The organism is Streptomyces sp. NPDC003284 (genome assembly GCF_053589675.1).
In genome coordinates this window covers 193,136-213,893 of record NZ_JBSFSI010000009.1, presented here as the reverse complement: position 1 = coordinate 213,893, position 20,758 = coordinate 193,136, and the positions used below count along the sequence as shown (strand labels likewise).

Below are 20,758 nucleotides of genomic sequence, written 5' to 3'. Positions count from 1 at the left end.
GGGGACACCGGCCGGGCGGGCTCAGGAGGAGGGCCGGTTCAGCGGGGGCGGTCCCGCCTGCGCACCCGTGCCCCAGGTGGAGGGCCGGGCTCCCACGGTGAACGACAGCGACCGGGTGTGCCGGAGATCGCCGGTCGTCAGATACGTACGGCCGTAGGCGGAGCCGTCGAGGCGCGCCGACTGGATGTAGTGGCTCGCGTCCGAGGTGCCCGGCGCGGTGACGGTGAGGGCGCCGCGCGGGTAGTAGCGCCGGTCCAGCGTCAGGTCGACGCGCTCGAAGACCGGGGTGGACAGGCCCCAGGTGGCGTAGCCGGGCTGCACCGGGAAGACACCGATCGACGAGAGCACGTTCCAGGCGGACATGGTGCCCAGGTCGTCGTTGCCGGTCATCCCGGTCGGGGTGTCCGTGAACAGGGTCAGGGCCGCGTGCACCACGTCGGTGGTCTTCCACGGCTGGCCGGTCGACAGATAGGTGTACGGGGCGATGAGGTCGGGCTCGTTCTGCGGGTTGTACTTGTCCGCGTTGTAGTAGTCGTACGGCCCGTTGACCCACACCTCGCGGGCGGTCTTCGCCGGGTCCCGCACCAACTGCTCGTAGGCGAAGAAGGAGTCGAGCCGGGCGTTGGCCGCCTGCTCGCCGCCGATCAGGCCGATCATGCCGGGCAGGTCCTGCGGCACCAGCCACTGGTACTGCCAGGCCGTGCCCTCGTGGAAGCCCTCGCTCTGCGCCGGGTCGGCCGGTCCGGTGAAGGCGCCGGAGGCGTCGCGGGCGCGGAAGAAGCCGGTCGAGGGGTCGAGGACCGCGCGGTAGTTCTGCGCCCGTGCGGCGTAGCGCGCGGCGTCCGCGTCATGGCCGAGGCCGCGGGCCATCTCGGCGAGCATGGCGTCCGACAGGGCGTACTCCAGCGTCGCGGACGGACCGTGGTCGTAGTCCGAGTCGCCGGGCTTGGCGTGCGGACGGCCCTTGATGTAGGGCGCGAACCCCTTCGCCAGATACTCCTTGTTGGCCTCGCGGCCCACGGCGGGGGAGTCCGCGGGCGGTACGCCGTCGGCGTTCTTCCGCAGGGCGCGGTAGGCCCGCTCCTCGTACCCCTCGCGGCCCTTGAGCAGGCCCTGCTGATAGGCGTTGGTGAGGAAGGGGGTGACCGGGTCGCCGGTCATGATGTTCGTCTCGACCGTGCCGTAGCCCCACTTGGGCAGCCAGCCGCTCTCCTCGTCGATGTGGATGACGGAGACCGCCATGTCGCGCGCCTCGCGCGGCGCGAGCAGCGACAGCAGTTGCGACTGGGTGCGGTAGGTGTCCCACAGCGACCAGTTCTGGTAGTACGTGAAGCCCTTGGCACGGTGGACGCGCTGGTCCCAGCCGGTGTACCGGCCGTCGGCGTCGCTGCCGATGTTCGGCGCGAGGAAGGACCGGTACAGGGACGAGTAGAAGGTGCGGCGGAGCGTGTCGCTGCCGCCCTTGACCCGGACGTCGTCGAGCCGGTCCTCCCAGGACCGCCGCGCGGCCTCGCGCACCCGGTCGAAGGAACGGCCGCCCTCGGCCCGCAGGTTGAGGGCGGCGCCGCGGGCGTCGACGTACGACAGGGCCGTCGTCGCCTCCACGGTACGGTCCTTCGTCGTGTCGAAGCGGACGTAGGCGCCGCCGTGCCCGCTGCGCGAGCCCGCGGTGACGGAGGAGCCGTCCCAGGTGCCGAAGGAGGTGAAGGGCCGGTCGAAGCGGGTGATCGTGTACACCGTGTACGGCTCGGTGTCCTGGCAGAAGCCGCTGCCGGTGAGGGCAGTGCGCACGGTGCGGTTGTCGAGCACCTCCACCTGGGTGGAGATCACGCGGTGCAGCGACTGGCCCGCGTCGAGCAGGACGTTGGCCTTGTCGGTGGCGGGGAAGGTGTAGCGCTGGACGCCGGTGCGCGCGGTCGCGGTGAGTTCGGCGCCGATGCCGTTCTTCAGGCCGACCTTGTAGTATCCCGGGCCCGCCTGCTCGGTGTCGTGGCTGAACTCCGCCTCGTACCTGGCGTTGTCGGTCTCGGTGACGTCGCCGGTGGTCGGCAGCACGGGCAGGTCGCCGCCGAGTCCGCAGCCCACCCCGGACAGGTGCACCAGGGAGAAGCCCCGGATGTGGTTCTGGGAGTGGTCGTAGCCGGTGTTGTGCCCGGTGTCCGGCGAGAACTGCACCATGCCGAAGGGCACGGCCGCGCCGGGATAGGTGTTGCCCTCGTTCTCGGTGCCGATGAACGGGTTGACCAGGTCGGTGAGTTGGCCGGTATCGCGCGCGGCGGCCTGTGCGACCGGCGCGGTGAGGGCGGCGCCGAGGAGCGCGACGGCCGCGACGGCCGTTCCCACAGCGCGTGTTCGCCGGGTCCATCTCATGGGCGTCAACTCCTCCACCGAAAAACACGGACAACGTTGTCAGAGCGCGGCTCATTCTTCGGCGTTGTACGTGTACTCGTCAAGAGCGGACGCGGACCGGACCGTGGCGGGTCCGGTCCGCGTGCTCCGGCGGGGTGCCCAGGGCGCCCTCGCGGGTCAGGCCGAGCGGGTGGTGTCCTCGTGCAGGACCGGGTGGGCGAAGGGCAACCCGGCCGCGTAGCGGGCCAGTTCGTCGGCGGCGGCCGCCGCCATGCGGTGCAGTTCGCCGCCGAGGGAGCCCGCGACATGCGGGGTGAGCAGGACGTTGGGCAGGTCGTACAGCGGGGAGTCGGCGGGCAGCACCTCGGGGACCGTGACGTCCAGGACCGCGTTGAGCCGGCCGGTGCGCAGCTCGTCGACGAGCGCGTCCTGGTCGACGAGGGAGCCGCGGGAGGTGTTCACCAGGGTCGCGTCGTCGCGGAACAGGGCGAGCCTGCGGCGGTCGATGAGGTGCCGGGTGCCGGGCAGTTCGGGCGCGTGCACCGTGACCACGTCGCTCGCCGCGCACAGCGCGTCCAGCTCGACGGAGCGGGCGCCCAGCGCGGCCGCCTCCTCGGCGCCGACGTAGGGGTCGTGCAGCAGCAGGTCGAGGTCGTGGGGGCGCAGCAGCTCCAGGACCCGGCGCCCGATGCGGGAGGCGCCGACGACACCGACCGTGCGCCGGTAGTTGCCCGCGCCGCCGTAGGCGGCCAGCCAGTCGTGGGGGCCGCGCCGGGCGCGGTAGTCGTCGCGCATGCGCAGCAGTTGCTTGTTGGCGAGCAGCACCACGGCGACCGTGTACTCCGCGACGGGCAGGGCGTTGGCCCAGGCCGCCGAGGTGACCTGGATGCCGCGCCGCCAGCAGGCGTCGGTGATGTGGTGCTTGACCGATCCGGCGGCGTGGATGACGGCCCGCAGACGGGGCGCCCGCTCCAGGACGGACTCGTCCAGCGGCGGGCAGCCCCAGCTGCTGACGATGACCTCGCTCTCGCGCAGCGCGGCGGCGGCGCGCGGCTCGTCGAAGTCGTCGGCGACCAGTGTGGGGTCGAGGTCGGCGAGGGCGGTGAGCCGCTCCAGCGTGCCGGGGTCGATCAGCCGTGCGGCGAGGTCGGAGTGCATGGCGAGCAGGGTGCGCGGGCGCCGCTGACCGGGGGTGGCGGTGTGCGGCTGCGCGGCGGGTGCGGTAGGGGGGTTGGACACTCGGTTCTCCGGTGCGTGTGCGGCAGGGGCGGACGTCATTTGACGCTTCCTGCGGTGAGGCCGGCCTTCCAGTGACGCTGGAGGGCGATGAAGGCGATGACCAGCGGGACGATGCCGAGCAGGGAGCCGGTGACGACCAGCGGGTAGTACTCGGGGAAGGCGTGGGTCTGCGTGTTCCAGCTGTACAGGCCGAGGCTGACGGGGAAGAGCCGGTTGTCGGAGAGCATCACCAGGGGGAGGAAGAAATTGTTCCAGATGGCGGTGAACTGGAACAGGAAGACGGTGACGAAGCCGGGCATCACCATGCGCAGGCCCACCGACCAGAAGGTCCGCAGCTCCCCGGCGCCGTCCATGCGGGCGGCCTCCAGGACCTCGCCGGGCACGTATCCGGCGCAGAACACCCGCGCCAGATAGACCCCGAACGGGTTGACCAGGCTGGGCACGAAGACGGCCCAGAAGGTGTTGACGACCCCGAGTTCGCTCGCCAGCAGGTACATGGGCAGCGCGAGCGCCGTGGTCGGCACCAGCACGCCGAGCAGGACGAGACCGAAGAGCTGTTCCTTGCCGGGGAAGGTGTAGACGTGGAAGGCGTAGCCCGCGCAGACGCACACCAGGGCGCACAGCAGGGCGCCGATCCCGGCGTACAGCAGGGAGTTGAGGTACCAGCGGAAGTAGATGCCGTCGCCGGTGGTGGCGAGGGCGTGCAGGTTGGCGCCCAGGTGCCAGGTGGCGGGGGAGAGGCTGCGGCCGCCGAGCAGGTCGCCGGTGTTCTTGGCGGCGGCGGTCAGCAGCCAGACCAGCGGCAGCAGGGTGTAGGCCGTGGCCAGCACCAGGGCGCCGTTGACGGCCGCCTTGGACAGCGACCAGGGGCGGCCGCGGTCGCGCGGGGCGCCGGGGTCTGCGGTGGCGGTGGTCATGCGGCGGCCTCCGTGGCGTGCTGGGACCGGGTGCGCCGGCCCCGGCCGCGGGTGGCGCGGGTGACGACGAAGGAGAGCGCGGCGGCGGCCAGCGCCAGCAGGACGGAGGACGCGGCGGCCAGGCCGTAGTCGTGCCGTTCGAACGCCGCGGTGTAGGCGTACATGTTGGGGGACCAGGTGGAGACGACGCTCGGGGTGGTGCCGTGCAGGATCACCGGCTCGGTGAACAGCTGGAGCGAGCCGATGACGGTGAACAGGCCCACCACCGTGAGCGAGGAGCGGATGAGCGGGACCTTGATGCTGAGGGCGGTGCGCAGCGGCCCGGCGCCGTCGACGACGGCGGCCTCCAGGACCTCGCGCGGGATGGCCTGGAGCGCGGCGAAGAAGATCACCATGTTGTAGCCGGTCCACTCCCACACCGCCATGTTGACGACGGCGGGCAGCGGGTGTCCGAGCAGATCGGTCTGTCCGCCGAAGGAGTTGAGCGCGTCGATCACCGGGCTGATGCCGGGGGTGTACAGGTACACCCACACCAGCGCGGCGATGGTGCCGGGCACCGCGTGCGGCAGGAACAGCGCGAGCTGGAAGAAGCGGCGGGCCCTGACCAGCGCGGAGTCCAGCAGCAGGGCCAGCGCGAGGGCCAGCGCCATCATCAGCGGGATGTACAGCAGGCAGTACTGGAGGAGGTTCGAGAACCCGGCCCGGAAGGCGGCGTCGCCCAGGGCCCGGGTGTAGTTGCCGAGGCCGGTGAAGACGGTCTCGCTGCCGCCGAAGCCGAGGCCGGAGCGGTGCTCGGCGTACAGGCTCAGATGGACGGCGTAGCCGATCGGCACCAGCGTGACCGCGGTGAAGAGCAGGAAGAACGGCGCGAGCAGCACGGCGGGCGCCGCGAACCGCCGCCGCCGCGGCCGGGGGGCGGCGGCGCACGGGGAGGCGGCGGGCAGCGCGCGGGCTGCCGCGGGGGAGGCGGGCGTCATCGCGTGGCGACCTTCAGACCGCGGTTCTTCATCTCGGAGAGGGTGTCCTTCTGCGCGGTGGCCAGCGCCTGGGCGATGGTGCCGGAACGGGTGGAGAGCTTGCCGAAGGAGTCCTTGAGGGAGTTGTTGGTGACGCCCATCGCCGGTCCCCAGGTCCACTTCTGCCCGATGGACCGCGCGCCGCTCTGGTAGACGGCGTAGATGTCCTGGCCGCCGTAGAAGTCGGTGGCGAAGGCCTTGGCGGCGACCGGGACCAGCTCGGGGTCGGCCGGGTAGGCCGAGGAGTCGCCGGAGGAGATACGGGCCTGGATGCCCTGGGCGGTCGTGGTGGCCCAGGTGGCGAACTCCACGGCGGCCTTCGCCTTCTTGCTGTCCTTGGAGACGGCGAAGGTGCTGCCGCCGAGCATGCCGCTGGTCGGGGTGCCGTTCCAGGAGGGCAGCGGGGCGACGGCCCACTTGCCGGACTGGTCCTTGGGCAGGGTGCCCTTCAGCACGCCGCCGCCCCAGGAGGCGCCCAGGTAGCCGGCGGTCTGCCCCTTCTGGAGCGAGGCGGTCCACTGCTGGCTGAAGGAGGGCTCCACCCGCACCAGGTCGTCGTCGATCATCTTCTGCCAGTAGGCGGCGACCTTCTGGGTGCCGGGCCCGTCCACGCTCACCTGCCAGGAGTCGCCCGAGGTGCCGAACCAGGGGGCTTCGGCCTGCCACGCCATCGCCTCGAAGGTGGTCGGGTCGTCGGGGAAGAAGGTGGCGATCCGGCTGTCCGGCGCGGCCTGCTTCAGCTTCTCGGCGGCCGTGCGGAACTCGTCCCAGGTGGCGGGGGGCTTGATGCCGGCCTTGGCGAACAGGTCCTTGCGGTAGTAGAAGACCTGCGGCGCGGCGTCCAGCGGCAGCGCGTACGTGGCGCCGCCGAGCGTGGTCAGCTGCACCGCCTGCGGCAGGTACTTGCCCTTGAGGCCCGAGTCGACGTACTGGCTGATGTCCTGCACGGCGCCCTGGCTGACGAAGTCGGGCAGCTGCGGGTACTCGACGTTGAAGACGTCGGGCGCGTTGCCCGCCTTGACGGCGTTGGACAGCTTCGCGTAGCCGCCGGCCGAACCGGAGGGAATCTCCTCGTAGCTGACGTGGACGTCCTTGTGCGAGGAGTTGAAGGCGTCCACCACCTGCTTGGTGCCCTTGGCCCAGCCCCAGAACGTGATGTCGACGGGCTTGCCCGCTCCCGCGGCCGGGCCGTCGTCGTCGCCCGAGCCGCAGGCGGCGAGGAGCGTGGCGGACAGGGCGGCGGCGGTGAGCGCGGCGGCGGCTCGGCGGACTCTGCGACTGCGGGCGGGGGCAGCGGACATGGCTCGGCTCCTGGGGAACGAGACGGGTGGAAGGTGCCCGGTGCGGATCCGGTGACGACGACGCCTGCCGGACTCCGTGGCCGTCGGGCCCGGGTAGGCACATCTTGGGAACACTTACGATCGAAGTCAATACCTTCCGATCGAATGATCGAATCTGATCAATTGGCGAGGGTGCCCGAGCGGGCGCTCTCTGCGGATTTCGTAGCAACCCGCCGTCATGGGCAGATCATTCGATCGATCACATTGACGATCGATCGCCCGGCTCCTAGATTCGGCACCCCCGAGCCAGGAGCCCCGCCATGCCGTTGCCCCCCTTCCCGCCCGAGGACCGCGTCCGCAGCCCGTACACCGGCTGGACCCGCGCCCACTGGGAGGCGGCGGCGGACGGACTGCTCGCCGCGGTGGCACCGCACGCCGGACCGGAACACGCGCTGATCTCCCTGCCGGGGCCGCGCCCGAGCCGGTCGGGGCCGCGCTCGGACGGCCTGGAGGGGTACGCCCGTACGTTCCTGCTGGCTGCCCTGCGCGTCGCGGGCGCCGCCGGGCACGACCCGCTGGGCCTGCTCGACCGGTACGCCGAAGGGCTGGCCGCGGGCACCCGGTCGCCCACCACCGAGACGGAGCTGACCGGCCGCGACCCGGTGGCCTGGCCCGCCGTCACCGACCGGGGCCAGGCCATGGTCGAGGCCGCCTCGATCGCGCTCGCGCTGCGCCTGACCCGCCCCTGGCTGTGGGACCGCCTGCCCGCGCCGGTCCGCACCCGCGCCGCCGACTGGCTCGCCGGCGCGCTGCGCCACACCCCCGTCGACAACAACTGGTGGCTCTTCCAGGTCACCGTCGGCGGCTTCCTCGCCGGGACCGGCCACCACACCCGGGCCGCCGAGGACGCCGTCACACGGGGGCTGGCCCGGATCGAGCGCTGGTACCTGGGCGACGGCTGGTACACCGACGGCCGCCCGCGCGCCGTCGACCACTACAACGGCTGGGCCTTCCACCTCTACCCCGTCCTGCACGCCCACCTGGCGGGCGACGAGCGGCTCCTGGCCCGCCACGGAGCCCGCCTGGAGGCCCATCTCCAGGGCTTCGCGCACACCTTCGGCGGCGACGGGGCCCCGCTGCACCAGGGCCGCTCGCTCATCTACCGCTTCGCCTCCGCCGCCGCGCTGTGGACCGGCGCCCTGACCGGCCGCACCCCGCTGACGCCGGGGACCACCCGGCGCCTCGCCTCCGGCGCGCTGCGCCACTTCCTCGACCGCGGCGCCGTGGACGGGCACGGCCTGCTCACGCTCGGCTGGTACGGACCCTGCCCGCCACTGGTGCAGTCGTACTCGGGCCCTGCCTCCCCGTACTGGGCGAGCAAGGGCTTCCTCGGCCTGCTGCTGCCCGCGGACCACCCGGTGTGGACCGACCCGGAGGAGCCCGCGCCCGCCGAACGCGCCGACACCGTGCTGGGCCTGCCCGCGCCGGGCCGGCTGATCCAGTCCACCGCGGCGGACGGACTGGTCCGGGTGCACAACCACGGCAGCGACGACCAGCCCGCCGACGAGGTGCTGCCGGACGACCCGCTGTACTCCCGCCTGGCCCACTCCACCGCCACCGGGCCGGTCTTCGAGGGGACGGCCGACAACCACTTCGCCCTGCTCGACGGCGACGAGGCGAGCGAGCGCGGCCCGATCCGCCCGCTCGGTGCCGGGCCGGGCTGGGCCGCCTCCGCCCACCGGCCCCGGATCCGGGGCGCCGAGCTGCCCGGCACCGCCGTCACCTCCCTCGTCCTCGCCGACGGCGCCCTGGAGGTGCACGCGCACCTGGTCCGCGGTGCCGCCGCCGGGACCGCCGTACGGCACACCGGCTGGGCCGTGGCCGGGGAGGCGGTGGAGACCGTGGCCGGCGACGGCCGGGTGCGGGCACAGGCCACCGTGCCCGCACCCGGTTCCGGGCCGGAGGCCGCCCCGGAACCGCCCGCCGCACGCGTGCTGGTGTCCGAGGCCGCCGCCCTGCACGGCTTCGGCGGCGCGGCAGCGCACGCCCTGCCCGCCGGTACCGCCTTCGGGCCGTGCGGAGCGGTGCCGGTGCTCACCGGCACCGTGACGGATCAGGAGTGCCTGTTCGTCTCGCTGCTGCGGCTGAGCGGCACGGACACCGCCGCGCCGCCCGCCGCGCCGCCCGCCGCGCCGCCCGCCGCGCCGCCCGCCGCGCCGCCCGCCGCGCGGACCACCGTCACCGCCGTCCCCGGGGGGCACCGGCTGGTCGTCCACTGGCCCGGCGGCGGTGGCACCACGGCACTGCTCCGCGCGGACGGCGTCACCGTGACCCCGTCCGCGCCCGGCGACTACAGCCCGGGGCCCTCGTAGGCGCCGCGGTTGGGCTTGGCCGTGGCGGACACCGGCGCACCCCAGTAGTCGCGGCCGCCGTTGTCGGCGACGACCCCGCCGTTGCGCAGCGCGGGCGAGGCGGCCGTGAGCCGGTAGCCCGCGGCGGATTCCAGGGTGTCGCCGCCGGTGCCGGGGGCGACGAAGCCCGGGTCGCCCTCGATGCCGTTGGCCGTGGGGCGCGGCACGCCCTGGAAGACGTTCCACTGCCAGGAGACACCGGCCCCGGTGGGCAGCCGGGAGTCCGCGCGGCCCACCCAGATGTTGTTCTCCAGCAGGCTGTTCGCGGGCACGCCGATGTCGAGCCTGCGGTCCGGGCAGTAGACGACGTTGTTGTGGAAGCGCAGCGCCGACCGGCCGCCCGAGGCGCCCACCATGCGGCAGTCGTTCTCGGAGACGTTGTAGCGCACCACCTCGGTGGCGCCGCCGCTGGTCCCGCAGCCGTCGCAGTCCAGGAAGAGGCCGCCCGCGTTGTCCCGGCTGAAGTTGTACTGCACCGTGCAGTGGCCGGTGTTGCCCCAGTCGCAGTCGAACGCCTCGCTGTCGTAGGCCGACATGACGCTGCCGTACACGGCGTTCTTCTGGATCACGGCGTCGTGGTCGCCGAGCACCCAGATCCCGGCGAAGTTGCCGCCGGTCCACGGATAGGTGCCGGTGCCCAGGGCTGCCGCGGTGTTGTACTCGATCAGCGGCGACTCGGCGTAGGAGACGATGATGCCGTCGCCGCCGACCGCGGTGACGGTGTTGTGGTCGACGAGGACGTCGTGGCCCAGGAGGGTGTTGGCGGCGCCGACGCGGACCTTGATGCCTCCGCCGCCGCAGTTTCCGACCCGGGTGCGGTGGATGTGGACATCCGCCAGCAGGGAGCCGGTGCCGGACACGCCGGTGCGGATGCAGGCGGACTGGGAGAACGCCGTGGCGTGCGTCGCCTTGTCCGTCTCGCCCGCCACGCCGTCGACGATCAGCCCGTCGACGTCGAACCCGGAGTGCGTACGGCCGTCCGTGGACTCGATGAGCAGGCCCTGCCGCTGGGCGAGGGTGCTCGCCGGATCGGTCAGCCTGATCGCTCCGATGCGCCAGTGGTCCTGGTCCTTCAGGTGCAGCGCGTTCTCGGCGCCGCCCGCGTCGACGACCGGGGCGGCGCCGCTGCCGTAGGGCGCGATGGTGACGGGCGCGGCCGCGGTGCCGCTGCCGTGCGGGGTCAGCGTGCCGTGGCAGGTCGTGCCCGCGGCCAGGGCCAGGGTGTCCCCGGGCCGGAACGTCAGGGCGGCGACCGAGGCCAGGGAGTTGTACGGGGAGTCGAGCGAGCCGGTACCGTCGGTGGACCGCGAACAGTCCAGGTGCACGGTGGTGCCGGCGAGGCGGGGGGAGAGGGCGGTCGCCGAGGCGGGGGACGGGGCGAGGGCGCCGGCCGCGGCCAGGGCGGCCGCGACGAGGCCCGTGCCGAGGGTTCTGAGGCTCATGAGGGTGCTCCTCCTGGGCTGCTGGTGGGGCCCAGAAGCTAGGAGCACCGTTCGATCGAGTCAATACAAACGAACAAGGCGATCGACTATCGATCAAAATTTGCGTTTGATGGGCTTGGATGACCGATAGCTGAGCACTAGATCAATCGGCTATCGAATGATAGCCTCGACGAGGAGTCAGGCCAGCTGAGAAAGGGACCGTCATGTCGATCGCGGCGGACGAGCGCCGGACGCGGATCCTCGAGATCGTGCGCAAGCTCGGCACGGTCCGGGTGACGGACCTCGCGGCCCGTCTCGACCTGCCGGCCGTCACCGTGCGCCGCGATGTCGCGGCGCTCGCCGAGGCGGGGCGGCTGCGCCGCGCGCACGGCTCGGTCTCGGTGCCCGACGAGCGCTCCGGCACCCCGGCCGACGCCCGCACCCTGGGGCTGATCGTGCCCACGGTCAGCCACACCGTCAGCCAGTACTTCGACGAGGTGATCGCCGGGGCCCGCGCCGCCGCGGCCGACGCCGGGGCCCACCTGGTGCTCGGTATCTCGTCCTACGACCCGGGAGCCGACCGCGCGCAGGCGGAACAGCTCCTCAGGTCGGGCGCCGAAGGGCTCATGCTGACCCCCAACTGGATGTCCAGGGCCGAGCCCGAGGACCGGCGCTGGCTGCACGAGCTGCCCGTGCCCGCCGTACTGGTGGAGCGCCGCGCCGCTGCCGGCACCCCCGCCGCCGAACTGGACTCGGTCAGCTCCGACCACCACCACGGCGTCCTGCTCGCCCTGCGCCACCTGGCCGCGCTCGACCATCTGACGGTCGCCCTCGCGGCCCGCCGCGACACCTGGACCGCCCTGCGGGTGCGCAGCGGCTACGCCGAGGCGTGCGAACTGCTGGAGCTGACCCCGCAGCCGGTGATCGACATCGACGACCCCGCCACCGCCCCCGAACTGGTGTCCCGGAGCCTCGCCGAGGCCGCCGACCGGGGCGTACGGGCCGCGCTCGTGCACAACGACCAGGACGCCATCCAGCTCCCGGCACTGCTGCGGGCGCGCGGCCTGTCCGTGCCCGAGGACCTGGCGCTGATCAGCTACGACGACGTCTTCGCCGCGCTCGGCGCCCCGCCGCTGACCGCGGTGGCCCCGCCCAAGCGCGCCGTCGGCGCCGCCGCCGTCGACCTGCTGCTGCGCCGGCTGCGGCACGGCGACGCCCTGCCCGTCCACCGGATCGAACTGCTCCCGGAGCTGAAGGTGCGCTCCTCCTGCGGCGGCGACTGACCTCGCGACGGTCCTCGCGACGGACCTTCGCGACGGTCCGCGCGACCGGCGGGGGACGGCGGACGTCGGCCGGCCGGTCGTCCTGCGGGCCGGGCCGGACCGACCGGCTGCCCCGGCAGTTGATCGATCATTGCGCGGTCCGATCGATCAAGCTGCGGACTATTGGCATTCCATTCATCAGTGCATAGTCTGCATAGCCATATGCAGCCGGTCCGCGCTCCTCGGGCACCGGGCCTGGCGAGATCGTCCAGCGTGTCCACCAGGACGGAGCAATCATGGCCCAGACAGTGGTGGAACGGCGTTCCATCGACGTCGTCCCCGACGAGGAGCGCCACGGCACGGCGTTCTCACAGTTCACGCTCTGGCTCGGGGCCAACCTCCAGATCACCACGGTGGTCACCGGTGCCCTCGCCGTGGTCCTCGGCGGCGACGTGGTCTGGTCGCTGATCGGCCTGCTGTCCGGAAACCTGCTCGGCGGCGCGGTCATGGCCCTGCACTCCGCGCAGGGGCCCCGGCTCGGACTGCCGCAGATGATCTCCTCCCGGGCCCAGTTCGGGGTGCGCGGCGCGGTCGTCCCGCTGGTCCTGGTCGTCGTGATGTACATCGGCTTCTTCGCCAGCGGGTCCGTGCTCGCCGGGCAGGCCGTCGGCAAGCTGACCCACCTCGGACCGGTGCCCGGCATCCTGCTGTTCGCGCTGGTCACCGCGGTGGTGGCGGCCGTCGGCTACCGCGTCGTGCACGCCCTGGGCCGGGTCGCCAGCGTGGTGTGCGCGCTCAGCTTCCTCTATCTGGGCGGCAGACTCCTGGGCCGGATCGACCTCGGGGACGTCGTCGCCCACCAGCACCACTTCTCGCTGCCGATGTTCCTGCTGGCGATGTCCCTGTCGGCCTCCTGGCAGCTGGCCTTCGGACCGTACGTGGCCGACTACTCGCGCTATCTGCCGCGGACCACCTCCGCCCGCGCGACCTTCGGCTGGACGCTCGGCGGCACCGTGCTCGGCGCCCAGTGGTCCATGGCCTTCGGCGTCCTGGTGGCGGCGACCGCGGGCCCGGCCTTCCTCGACGACCAGGTCGGCTATGTCGTGGGCCTGGGCGGCGCCGGCCTGGTCGCGTCCTGTCTCTACTTCGTCGTCGCGCTCGGCAAACTGACCGTCAACGTGCTCAACACCTACGGCGGCTTCATGTCGATCGTGACCGGGGTGAGCGGCTTCCGCGGCCAGCGGGCCCTGTCGCAGCGCGGACGCGCCGCCTACATCGCCGCCGTCATGGTCGCGGGCACCGCCGTCGCGCTCGCCGGGCGGAACTCCTTCCTGGACTCCTTCGCCGACTTCCTGCTCTTCCTGCTGACGTTCTTCACCCCGTGGTCGGCGATCAACCTGGTCGACTACTACCTGATCTCCAAGGAGCGCTACGACCTGCCGGCCCTCTCCGACCCGGACGGCCGCTACGGCGGCTGGCGGCTGGGAGCGCTGGCCGTCTACGGCATCGCGCTGGCCGCGCAGTTCCCGTTCCTGTCCACGAGCTTCTACACCGGTCCCCTCGTGGACCCGCTGGGCGGCGCCGACATCTCCTGGATCGTGGGCCTGGTCGTCCCGGCGGTGCTCTACTACGTCGTCGGCACGCGCCGCCGCGCCACCGCGCCCGCTCTCCCCGAGACGGCCGGGGCGCCCGTGCTGTCCGGGGCACCAGGGGCGTTTGAGGGGCCGACCGGCTCCCGGCTCGACGGACGGGGGCCGGCCGCCCCCGCGGACCGGCCGGGCGCCGCGCCGCTCACCCCGCGGGGGGAGTGACCGGCCGCCCGCACCCGGTGGGACGCGCCGGGGCGGCCCGGCCGACGCCGGAGGCGGCCGCCCCGGCCCAGGTCACGGCCGGGTCCGGCCCGGCAGCACCTGGACGGTGCCGCCGACCGCGCGCTCGCCCGTGGCGTCCGAGGGGTTGTTGACCAGGACGCCGCCGACCGCCATGGCGGTGGAGCCGCCGCCGTCGAGGTTGAGCGCGTCCACGGCTCCGAGCGAGCGCATGAAGGCGGCGGCCTCCTGGAGGGTGAAGCCCTCGCTGCCGTCGGTCCTGCGGCCGTCCACCGTGGCCAGGATCAGCCGGCCCCGCGCGTCGACCCCCGCCATGGTGCGCGGCTGTCGGACGTTCGACCAGGCGTAGCCGAACGACAGGTCCCGGGGATCGACGACGCCCTCGGCCGCCGCGTCGATGTGGATCCGGCCATGAGCGAGGAGGGTGGGGGCGGCGCTGACGATGCTGTCGCCGCGGCCGAGCCGCACCCGGCGGCCCGCCGTGTCGCGCACGACCTCCTCGACGCCGATCCGGTGCCCGGGACGGGCGTGGGCGGCCAGCCAGTCGCCGGCCGGACCGATGCCCTGCACGACCCTTGCGCCCGCCGGGACCGAGCCGCCGCGGGCCCCGGCCGACACCACCCGGCCCTGGGCGTCCAGGACGGCCTGCGTACCGGGTCCGGTGGGCAGCGGCGCCCCGAACTCGTCCGTGAACAGGACCAGTTCGTCGGTGGAGTGGCAGGTGACGTCCTGCCAGGGGCGTTCGCTGGGCGCCGCTCCCGGGCGCCCGCAGTCGCGGACGAGTCCGGGCGTCCGGTTGATGCCCTGGGCCGCGTGGCTGCGTGTGCCCGCGTGGACGGTGACGGTCGACGTCAGGTCCGCCACCCGGGCCCGGCGGCCCCCGTCCTCGATGATGAGCGCCGCCCGGGAACCGGCCGCCATCGACTGGAGCTCGCCGTCGTCCGCGCTGAGCCCCGACTGCGTCCCCTGCACGCCGTCGGCGTCGGCGGTGACGAAGAAGCCCGCGTTCACCCCCACCAGCGAACCCAGTTTCGCGGCGACCGACGAGGTGGTCGCGCGCCGGGCCACGGCGCCGTCGTGGGTGCCCTGGACCGTACCGGTGAACGTGCGCGGGTCGACCACGGCGACGTGCACGTTCTGCCGGTCGGCGGGCTGGTCGGCGTCGTAGCCCGTCCAGTCGACGGCGGTGCGGAACCCGGCCGCCGTCACCTCCTGGGCGGCGGTGCGCGCGGCGGCCTCGGTGGCGTAGGAGCCGATCCGGACCCGCAGGCCCATGACGCCGTGCGGGGTGTCGGCGTACGCGGGCCAGCGCACCGGCTCTACGCGGGGCACGAAGCCGCCCGCCCGCAACCGCTCGGCGGTCGCGTCGGCCCAGGACCGCGAACCCAGCGGCGCCCAGGTCGCGGCGCCGCTCAGGCGGCTGGTCGCCGGTGCCTGCACGGTGACCGTCCACAGTGGTCTCGCGGCGGTGTTCTCGATGGTCGCGCTGCGCACCTGCACGCCCGGCGCGAGCGTCGTGCTCGTCCAGACCGGCGCGGGCGCGGCCGGACGGCCGGTGGCCGCCGGGCCGGGCGCGGCGGCCTCGGCCGTTCCCCACAGTCCGCCCGACGCGACGACGGCGAGCACCGCGCCGGCGCCGAGCAGTACGCGTGCTCGCGCGGTGTACCGGGCGCGCTGGTGGCTCATGGCGTTCTCCCTACTCCCCTTGCCTGGGGCCCGCACGAGCTGTGCCGGCCGTCTGTCCGAACCGATGAGAACCCGCGGGCGGGAGCGGGGACGGCTCCGGCCGGTGACGGCGCGGGGAACACTCGACGAACACCTGCGCGACGCGTGGCCGGGCGCCGTGGACGCCGGGGCGGAGCGACGAGTGAAGAGCGCGGGACGGGGCAGCCGTCCCGCCGGGCACAGGTTGCCGATCTTCAGCACAATGTCCCTGCACGACAAAGACGGAAAAAACCATGGAAACCGGAGAAGGAAAGCCGAGGCGGACGACGGCGGACGCGGGCCCGCGGCGACGGACGGCAGGCGACCGGCGACCGGCGACGGACGACGACCGGGCGAACAGGCAAGGTGGCGTGGTGGTGGATGTGACACCTGACGGACAGACCGGTTCCTCGGGCGGGGAGCGACTGCGGGAGACCGTCGCGAGCATGCCCCGGCAGGTCCGCGAGGAACTGACCCGCAGACTGCGGCGGAACAGGCGCGCGCTGCGCAAGGAGGACGTCCAGGTCGTCGAACCGCCGCTGCTCAGGCGCGCGGTGGGCGCCTCCGCCCTCGGCAACTGCATGGAGTGGTTCGACTTCGGCGTCTACAGCTATCTCGCCGCCACCATCGGCAAGGTCTTCTTCCCCGGCGCCTCGCCGGGCGCCCAGGTGCTCTCCTCGTTCGCGACCTTCGCCGCCGCCTTCGTGGTGCGTCCGCTCGGCGGCCTCTTCTTCGGCCCGCTCGGCGACCGCCTGGGACGGCAGAAGGTACTCGCCACCACCATGATCATGATGGCGGCCGGCACATTCGCGATCGGACTGATCCCCAGTTACGGCACGATCGGCATCGCCGCCCCGGTACTGCTGCTGCTCGCCCGGATGGTCCAGGGCTTCTCCACCGGCGGCGAGTACGGCGGCGCCACCACCTTCGTGGCCGAGTACTCGCCCGACCGGCGCCGCGGCTTCCTCTCCAGCTGGCTCGACTTCGGCACCTTCGTCGGGTACGCGCTGGGCTCCGCCCTGGTCACCGTGCTGAACTTCCTGCTCACCGACCCCCAGATGCTCTCCTGGGGCTGGCGGATCCCGTTCCTGATCGCCGGTCCGCTCGGCGGCATCGGCCTGTACATGCGGCTCAAGCTGGAGGAGTCGCCCGCCTTCCAGCAGCAGCTCGACGAGCACGAGAAGAGCCTCGCCCAGCAGTCCGCGGGCAGCGAGTTCCGGACCATCGTCAAGAAGCACTGGGCGGCGCTGCTCATCTGCATGGGCATCGTGCTGCTCTACAACGTCACCAACTACATGGTGACCGGCTATCTGCCCACCTATCAGACGGAGACCCTGCACCGCTCCAGCAGCTCCGCCGACCTGCTGGTGCTGCTGGGCATGGTGTGGATCGTGCTGCTGATCACCTTCATCGGCCGCCTCAGCGACCATGTCGGCAGGCGGCCGGTCTACGGGGTGGCCGCCGCCGCGATGATCGTCCTCGCCATCCCCTCCTTCCTGCTGCTCAAGATGCACGGCACCTGGCCGCCGATCGCGGGCGTGCTGATCCTGTCCACGCTGCTGGCCTGCTTCGCCGCGCCCAGCGCCGCCACCCTGCCCGCGCTGTTCCCCACCGCCGTCCGCTACGCCGCCATGGGCATCGGCTTCAACTTCGCCGTCGCCGCGTTCGGCGGCACCACCCCGCTGGTCACCGCGGCGCTGGTCAGCGCCACCGGCGACGACCTGATGCCCGCCTACTACCTGATGCTCGCCGGGGTCATCGGCCTGGTGACCGTCAAGTTCCTCCCGGAGAGCGCGCAGGTGCCGCTGAGCGGTTCCCAGCCGATGGTCGGGTCCGAGGAGGAGCAGCGCGAACTGGTCTCCACCTCGGCCGAGCTGTACCGGGCCACGCGGAAGCCGGACTAGGGTCTCCAGGCTCTCTCGCCGGTCGGGTCGGCCTGAGGTCCGGCCGGGTCCGGCCGGACCCAGCCGGGTCAGCGGGCGGTCTCGCCGGTCAGCAGGTCACCGGCGATGCCGGACTTCTCCGGGCGGTAGTAGTCCCGGATCGCCTCCGCCCAGGCGTCCACGGCCACCCGGTCGCCCTGCGCCGGGCCGAGCGCGTCGAACAGGGCCTCGATGTTCGGCTGCCGGAAGCCGATGGCGGTCATCAGGGCGATGAAGTCGGGACGGGCGACGAAGCCCTCACCGGTCAGGTCGCCCACCGCGGACAGTGCCCGCGCGAACTCGTCGACCGTCTCGGCGAACCGCTCCGGGTTCAGCACACACGCGGTGAACTCCTCCGGGCTGATCCGGCCGTCGCCGTTGGCGTCCAGCTCCGTGACCAGCGTCGTCCAGTACCGGCGCAGGGAACCGAGCAGCGCGCCCTTGGCGGCGTCACCGGCACCGGGAACCGCCGCGACCACCCGGGTGCCCATCAGCTCGAAGTCGTCCGGTTCCAGGAAGCCGTTCCCGTCGGCGTCGAACAGGGAGAAGACGAGCTGGATCCGGTCGTTCGCCTCAGGAGTACGCATGAAGCCCTCACTTCTTCGATGTGCTCAGCTCTTCGATGTGCTCAGCGGGCCGCGCGGCTCCGGGCCGGGCGGCGGCTTCACTATCCGGCGGCGCGGTGCGGCCCGCCCGGGAAAGCCGGGCGCGTGCACTCGAACGAGGGGAATCGCTCCCACGGCGCATGAACCGGACCCGGCCAGGAAAGCGCCTCCGGGCACCCGGGCGGACGTACGTATGCGTGCAGACGTACGGGAAAGGCAAGCAGACGTACGGGAAAGGTAAAGGGAGAATCAGGGGCGAGTACGTGTCCGAGAAAGAAATGCGGGGCGGGTCAAAGGAATGTCCGGCGCGGATGAGAAATTCCTAGAAGCGGCCTGCCCCGGCGGTCCGCGCACCCGTCGTGCCGAACACTGCCGCGTATGGCTACGACAGTTCTCGACCAGTCCGGCGCCCCGCGCGCCGATCGCCCGGCCTTCCGGGACGGGACGGCCGGCCGCCCCCGGTACGAGCGCCCGGCGCTGCTGCTCATCGCCGTGGCGGCCGCCGTGCTCTACGCCTGGGGAATCGGCCACAGCCAATATCACACGTTCTACGCGAACGCCGCCCGCAGTATGTCGGAGAGCTGGAAGGCGTTCTTCTACGGGTCCTTCGACCCGGCGAATTCCATCACGCTCGACAAGGCGCCGGGATTCCTGTGGCCGCAGGCGCTCTGCGCCCGGATCCTCGGTTTCCACCCCTGGACACTGGCGCTTCCGCAGGCGGTCGAAGGGGTGGCGAGCGTCCTGGTGCTGCACCGCCTGGTGCGGGGCTGGGCCGGTGCGGGCGCGGCGCTGACCGCCTGCGCGGCGTTCCTGCTGACCCCCGCCGCCGTCGGTGTCTTCCGCACGGCGGTCGAGGACGCGGCCTTCACCCTGTGCCTGCTGCTGGCCGCCGAGGCCACCCGGCGGGCCGCGCTCGGCGGCCGGGTCCGTCCGCTGCTGTGGGCCGGGCTGTGGGTCGGGCTCGCCTTCCAGGCCAAGATGCTGGAGGCATGGGCGGTCCTGCCCGCGCTCGCCGTGACCTATGTGCTCTCGGCTCCGGTCGCGCTGCGCAGGCGCCTCGCCCACCTCGCCCTGTCCGGGCTCGTCATGACCGCCGTGTCGGCGTCGTGGATGCTGGCCGTCGCCCTCACCCCGGCCGCCGACCGCCCCTATGTGGACGGCACGACGGACAACTCGGCGTTCGGCATGGTGGTCGGCTACAACTTCCTGAACCGCTTCTCCTCGCTCGGGGTCAGCGCCGCCGCGACCGGCAGCGTCAGCGCCACCCAGGGCGGGGGCGGCCGCGGCGAGCGGCACACGGCGCCGGGCGCGGACCGAGGCGCGGCGGCGCGCACGGGCGGGGAGCGGAGCGCCGCTCCCGCCGCCGCGGTCGGCGGCCCCGCCGCCGGACCGGGCGGCGCCGCCGGTGCCTGGGGCAGCGACCGCAAGGGCTGGCTGAAGATGTTCGACCCGGCCATCGCCGTCCAGACCGGCTGGCTCTACCCGTTCGCCGCCCTCGCCCTGGTCTGCGGGGTGCTGTGGCGCCGGGGCCGGCCCCGCACCGACCCGCTCCGCGCCGGGTTCGTCCTGTGGGGCACCTGGCTCGCCACCTTCTTCCTGGTCTTCAGCGCGGGCAGCATCGGCGGCCACACCTACTACATGGGAGTGATCGCGGCACCGCTGGCGGCCCTCACCGGCGGCGGCGCCGCCCTGCTGCGGCGGGCCCACCGCGGCGGCGGCCGACGCGCCCTGGTGCTGCCCGGCGCGGTGGCGGCGACGGCCGCCTGGAGCGCGTACCTCGCCTCGGGATACTCCTCCTTCCTGGCCTGGCCGGCGCCCGCCGTCGCCGTCCTCGGCCTCGCGGCGGCGATGCTGCTGCTCGCCGCCCGGCCCGGACGGAGCCGCTTCGCCGGGCGGATCGCGGTCGCCGGTGGTGTCGCGTCCGTCGCGGCGGTGCTGACCGCGCCGGGCGTCTGGACGGCACAGGTCTTCGACCCCGCCGCCGCGAGTTCCGCCATGGGGGCGGTCGGCCCGGCCGGCGGCTCGGGGCAGCACGGTCCGCGATCCGCCGCCGCTCCCGCCCGGGGAGCGCCCGCGAGCGGCGCGGGAGCGGACACCGCCCGGCCGGTCCGGGCGGCGCGGACCGGACAGGGCACCGGCCGGGCGGCCGGGGGCGGCGGACCGCTCGGCATCCTCAGCGGCGAGGACCAGTTGAGCGCCGACCAGCGCGGGCTGCTCGCCTATACGCGGGCCCGTCAGGGCCGGGCCGCGTACGTCTTCGCGACCACCGGCTGGAACGGCGCCTCGCCGTACATCCTCGGTGCCGGGGCCCGGGTGCTGCCGCTGGGCGGCTTCAGCGGCCGGGTGCCGTTCCCCACCGAGGCGGGGTTCCGGAACCTGGTGGACACCGGCCGGCTGCGGTACGTGCTGGTGGGCGGCGGACGCGGGCTCGCCCCGCTGTTCGGCGGGGACGGGGCGCCGAGCACCGCGGAGCGGATCACGGCCCGCGTCAGGTCGGACTGTTCCGTGGTCCCCGCCTCCGCCTACGGCGGCGGGCGCCCCGCCCGGACCCCCGCCGCCACCGCCGGGGGAGCGGCGGCCGCGCCCGGCGGCGCGGCGGCGGCCCCGCAGACGCTGTACCGCTGCGACCCCGGCCGCCTGACGGCCACCGCGCCCCGGCCGCCGACACCGTCGCGCTCCGGCCGCTGACAGCCGCCGTGCCCCCGGGGCGCCCCGGCGTGCTCCCGGGGTGTGCCCCGTCGCGCTCCGGCACGCCCCGGGAGGCCCCGCGCTTCGACCGCCCCCCATTCCCAATATTTTCTTA

At 73.4% G+C, this 20,758-nt stretch carries 13 protein-coding genes; 5 read left to right on the top strand and 8 right to left on the bottom strand.

Translation table 11 applies throughout. From position 1 onward, the window contains the following. Positions 1–21 precede the first annotated feature (21 nt). From ACWDYF_RS20995 to ACWDYF_RS20975, 5 genes are all read right to left on the bottom strand, one after another. Positions 22–2,370, bottom strand: a complete 2,349-nt coding sequence (locus ACWDYF_RS20995) for a GH92 family glycosyl hydrolase (RefSeq protein ID WP_389464724.1) — start codon at positions 2,368–2,370, stop codon at positions 22–24. 156 nt (positions 2,371–2,526) lie between these two features. Further along, positions 2,527–3,507 carry a hydroxyacid dehydrogenase gene (locus ACWDYF_RS20990; RefSeq protein ID WP_389465116.1) on the bottom strand — a complete coding sequence of 327 codons (981 nt, stop codon included), beginning with the start codon at positions 3,505–3,507 and terminating at the stop codon, positions 2,527–2,529. 116 nt (positions 3,508–3,623) lie between these two features. Continuing rightward, complete coding sequence (locus ACWDYF_RS20985) at positions 3,624–4,505, bottom strand: carbohydrate ABC transporter permease (protein WP_018569868.1); 882 nt, start codon at positions 4,503–4,505, stop codon at positions 3,624–3,626. Beyond that, positions 4,502–5,482: a carbohydrate ABC transporter permease gene (locus ACWDYF_RS20980; RefSeq protein WP_389464729.1), complete on the bottom strand. Its 981-nt coding sequence runs from the start codon at positions 5,480–5,482 to the stop codon at positions 4,502–4,504. The genes ACWDYF_RS20985 and ACWDYF_RS20980 overlap by 4 nt, the downstream gene beginning before the upstream one ends. After that, positions 5,479–6,822, bottom strand: coding sequence for an ABC transporter substrate-binding protein (locus ACWDYF_RS20975; RefSeq protein WP_389464732.1), 1,344 nt, complete (start codon positions 6,820–6,822; stop codon positions 5,479–5,481). Before ACWDYF_RS20975 ends, ACWDYF_RS20980 begins: the two co-directional genes overlap by 4 nt. A gap of 299 nt (positions 6,823–7,121) precedes the next feature. Between ACWDYF_RS20975 and ACWDYF_RS20970 the strand changes: the two genes are divergently transcribed. Continuing rightward, positions 7,122–9,173, top strand: a complete 2,052-nt coding sequence (locus tag ACWDYF_RS20970) for a DUF2264 domain-containing protein (protein WP_389464735.1) — start codon at positions 7,122–7,124, stop codon at positions 9,171–9,173. On the opposite strand, the gene ACWDYF_RS20965 is transcribed toward ACWDYF_RS20970, so the two are convergent. After that, positions 9,152–10,654: a right-handed parallel beta-helix repeat-containing protein gene (locus ACWDYF_RS20965; RefSeq protein ID WP_389464738.1), complete on the bottom strand. Its 1,503-nt coding sequence runs from the start codon at positions 10,652–10,654 to the stop codon at positions 9,152–9,154. The genes ACWDYF_RS20970 and ACWDYF_RS20965 overlap by 22 nt on opposite strands. A gap of 203 nt (positions 10,655–10,857) precedes the next feature. Here ACWDYF_RS20965 and ACWDYF_RS20960 point away from each other — a divergent pair, with 203 nt between their 5' ends. Continuing rightward, entirely contained in the window at positions 10,858–11,916 is a 1,059-nt protein-coding gene (locus tag ACWDYF_RS20960; protein WP_018569863.1) for a substrate-binding domain-containing protein, read from the top strand. A 275-nt stretch (positions 11,917–12,191) separates the two neighbouring features. Continuing rightward, a complete protein-coding gene (locus tag ACWDYF_RS20955) occupies positions 12,192–13,706 on the top strand; it encodes a purine-cytosine permease family protein (protein WP_389464742.1) in 1,515 nt (504 codons plus the stop codon). 72 nt (positions 13,707–13,778) lie between these two features. On the opposite strand, the gene ACWDYF_RS20950 is transcribed toward ACWDYF_RS20955, so the two are convergent. Beyond that, positions 13,779–15,410: a phosphodiester glycosidase family protein gene (locus ACWDYF_RS20950; RefSeq protein WP_389464745.1), complete on the bottom strand. Its 1,632-nt coding sequence runs from the start codon at positions 15,408–15,410 to the stop codon at positions 13,779–13,781. Positions 15,411–15,802: 392 nt separating this feature from the next. Between ACWDYF_RS20950 and ACWDYF_RS20945 the strand changes: the two genes are divergently transcribed. Beyond that, complete coding sequence (locus ACWDYF_RS20945) at positions 15,803–17,332, top strand: MFS transporter (RefSeq protein ID WP_381744337.1); 1,530 nt, start codon at positions 15,803–15,805, stop codon at positions 17,330–17,332. Between the two features lie 68 nt (positions 17,333–17,400). Here ACWDYF_RS20945 and ACWDYF_RS20940 read toward each other — a convergent pair whose 3' ends face one another. After that, the gene (locus ACWDYF_RS20940) at positions 17,401–17,937 is read right to left on the bottom strand and encodes an EF-hand domain-containing protein (RefSeq protein ID WP_389464749.1); all 537 of its coding nucleotides are present in this window, start codon (positions 17,935–17,937) and stop codon (positions 17,401–17,403) included. 396 nt (positions 17,938–18,333) lie between these two features. Here ACWDYF_RS20940 and ACWDYF_RS20935 point away from each other — a divergent pair, with 396 nt between their 5' ends. After that, positions 18,334–20,643 (top strand): ArnT family glycosyltransferase, encoded by a 2,310-nt coding sequence (locus ACWDYF_RS20935; RefSeq protein WP_389464752.1) that lies wholly within the window; start codon positions 18,334–18,336, stop codon positions 20,641–20,643. Positions 20,644–20,758 lie beyond the last annotated feature (115 nt).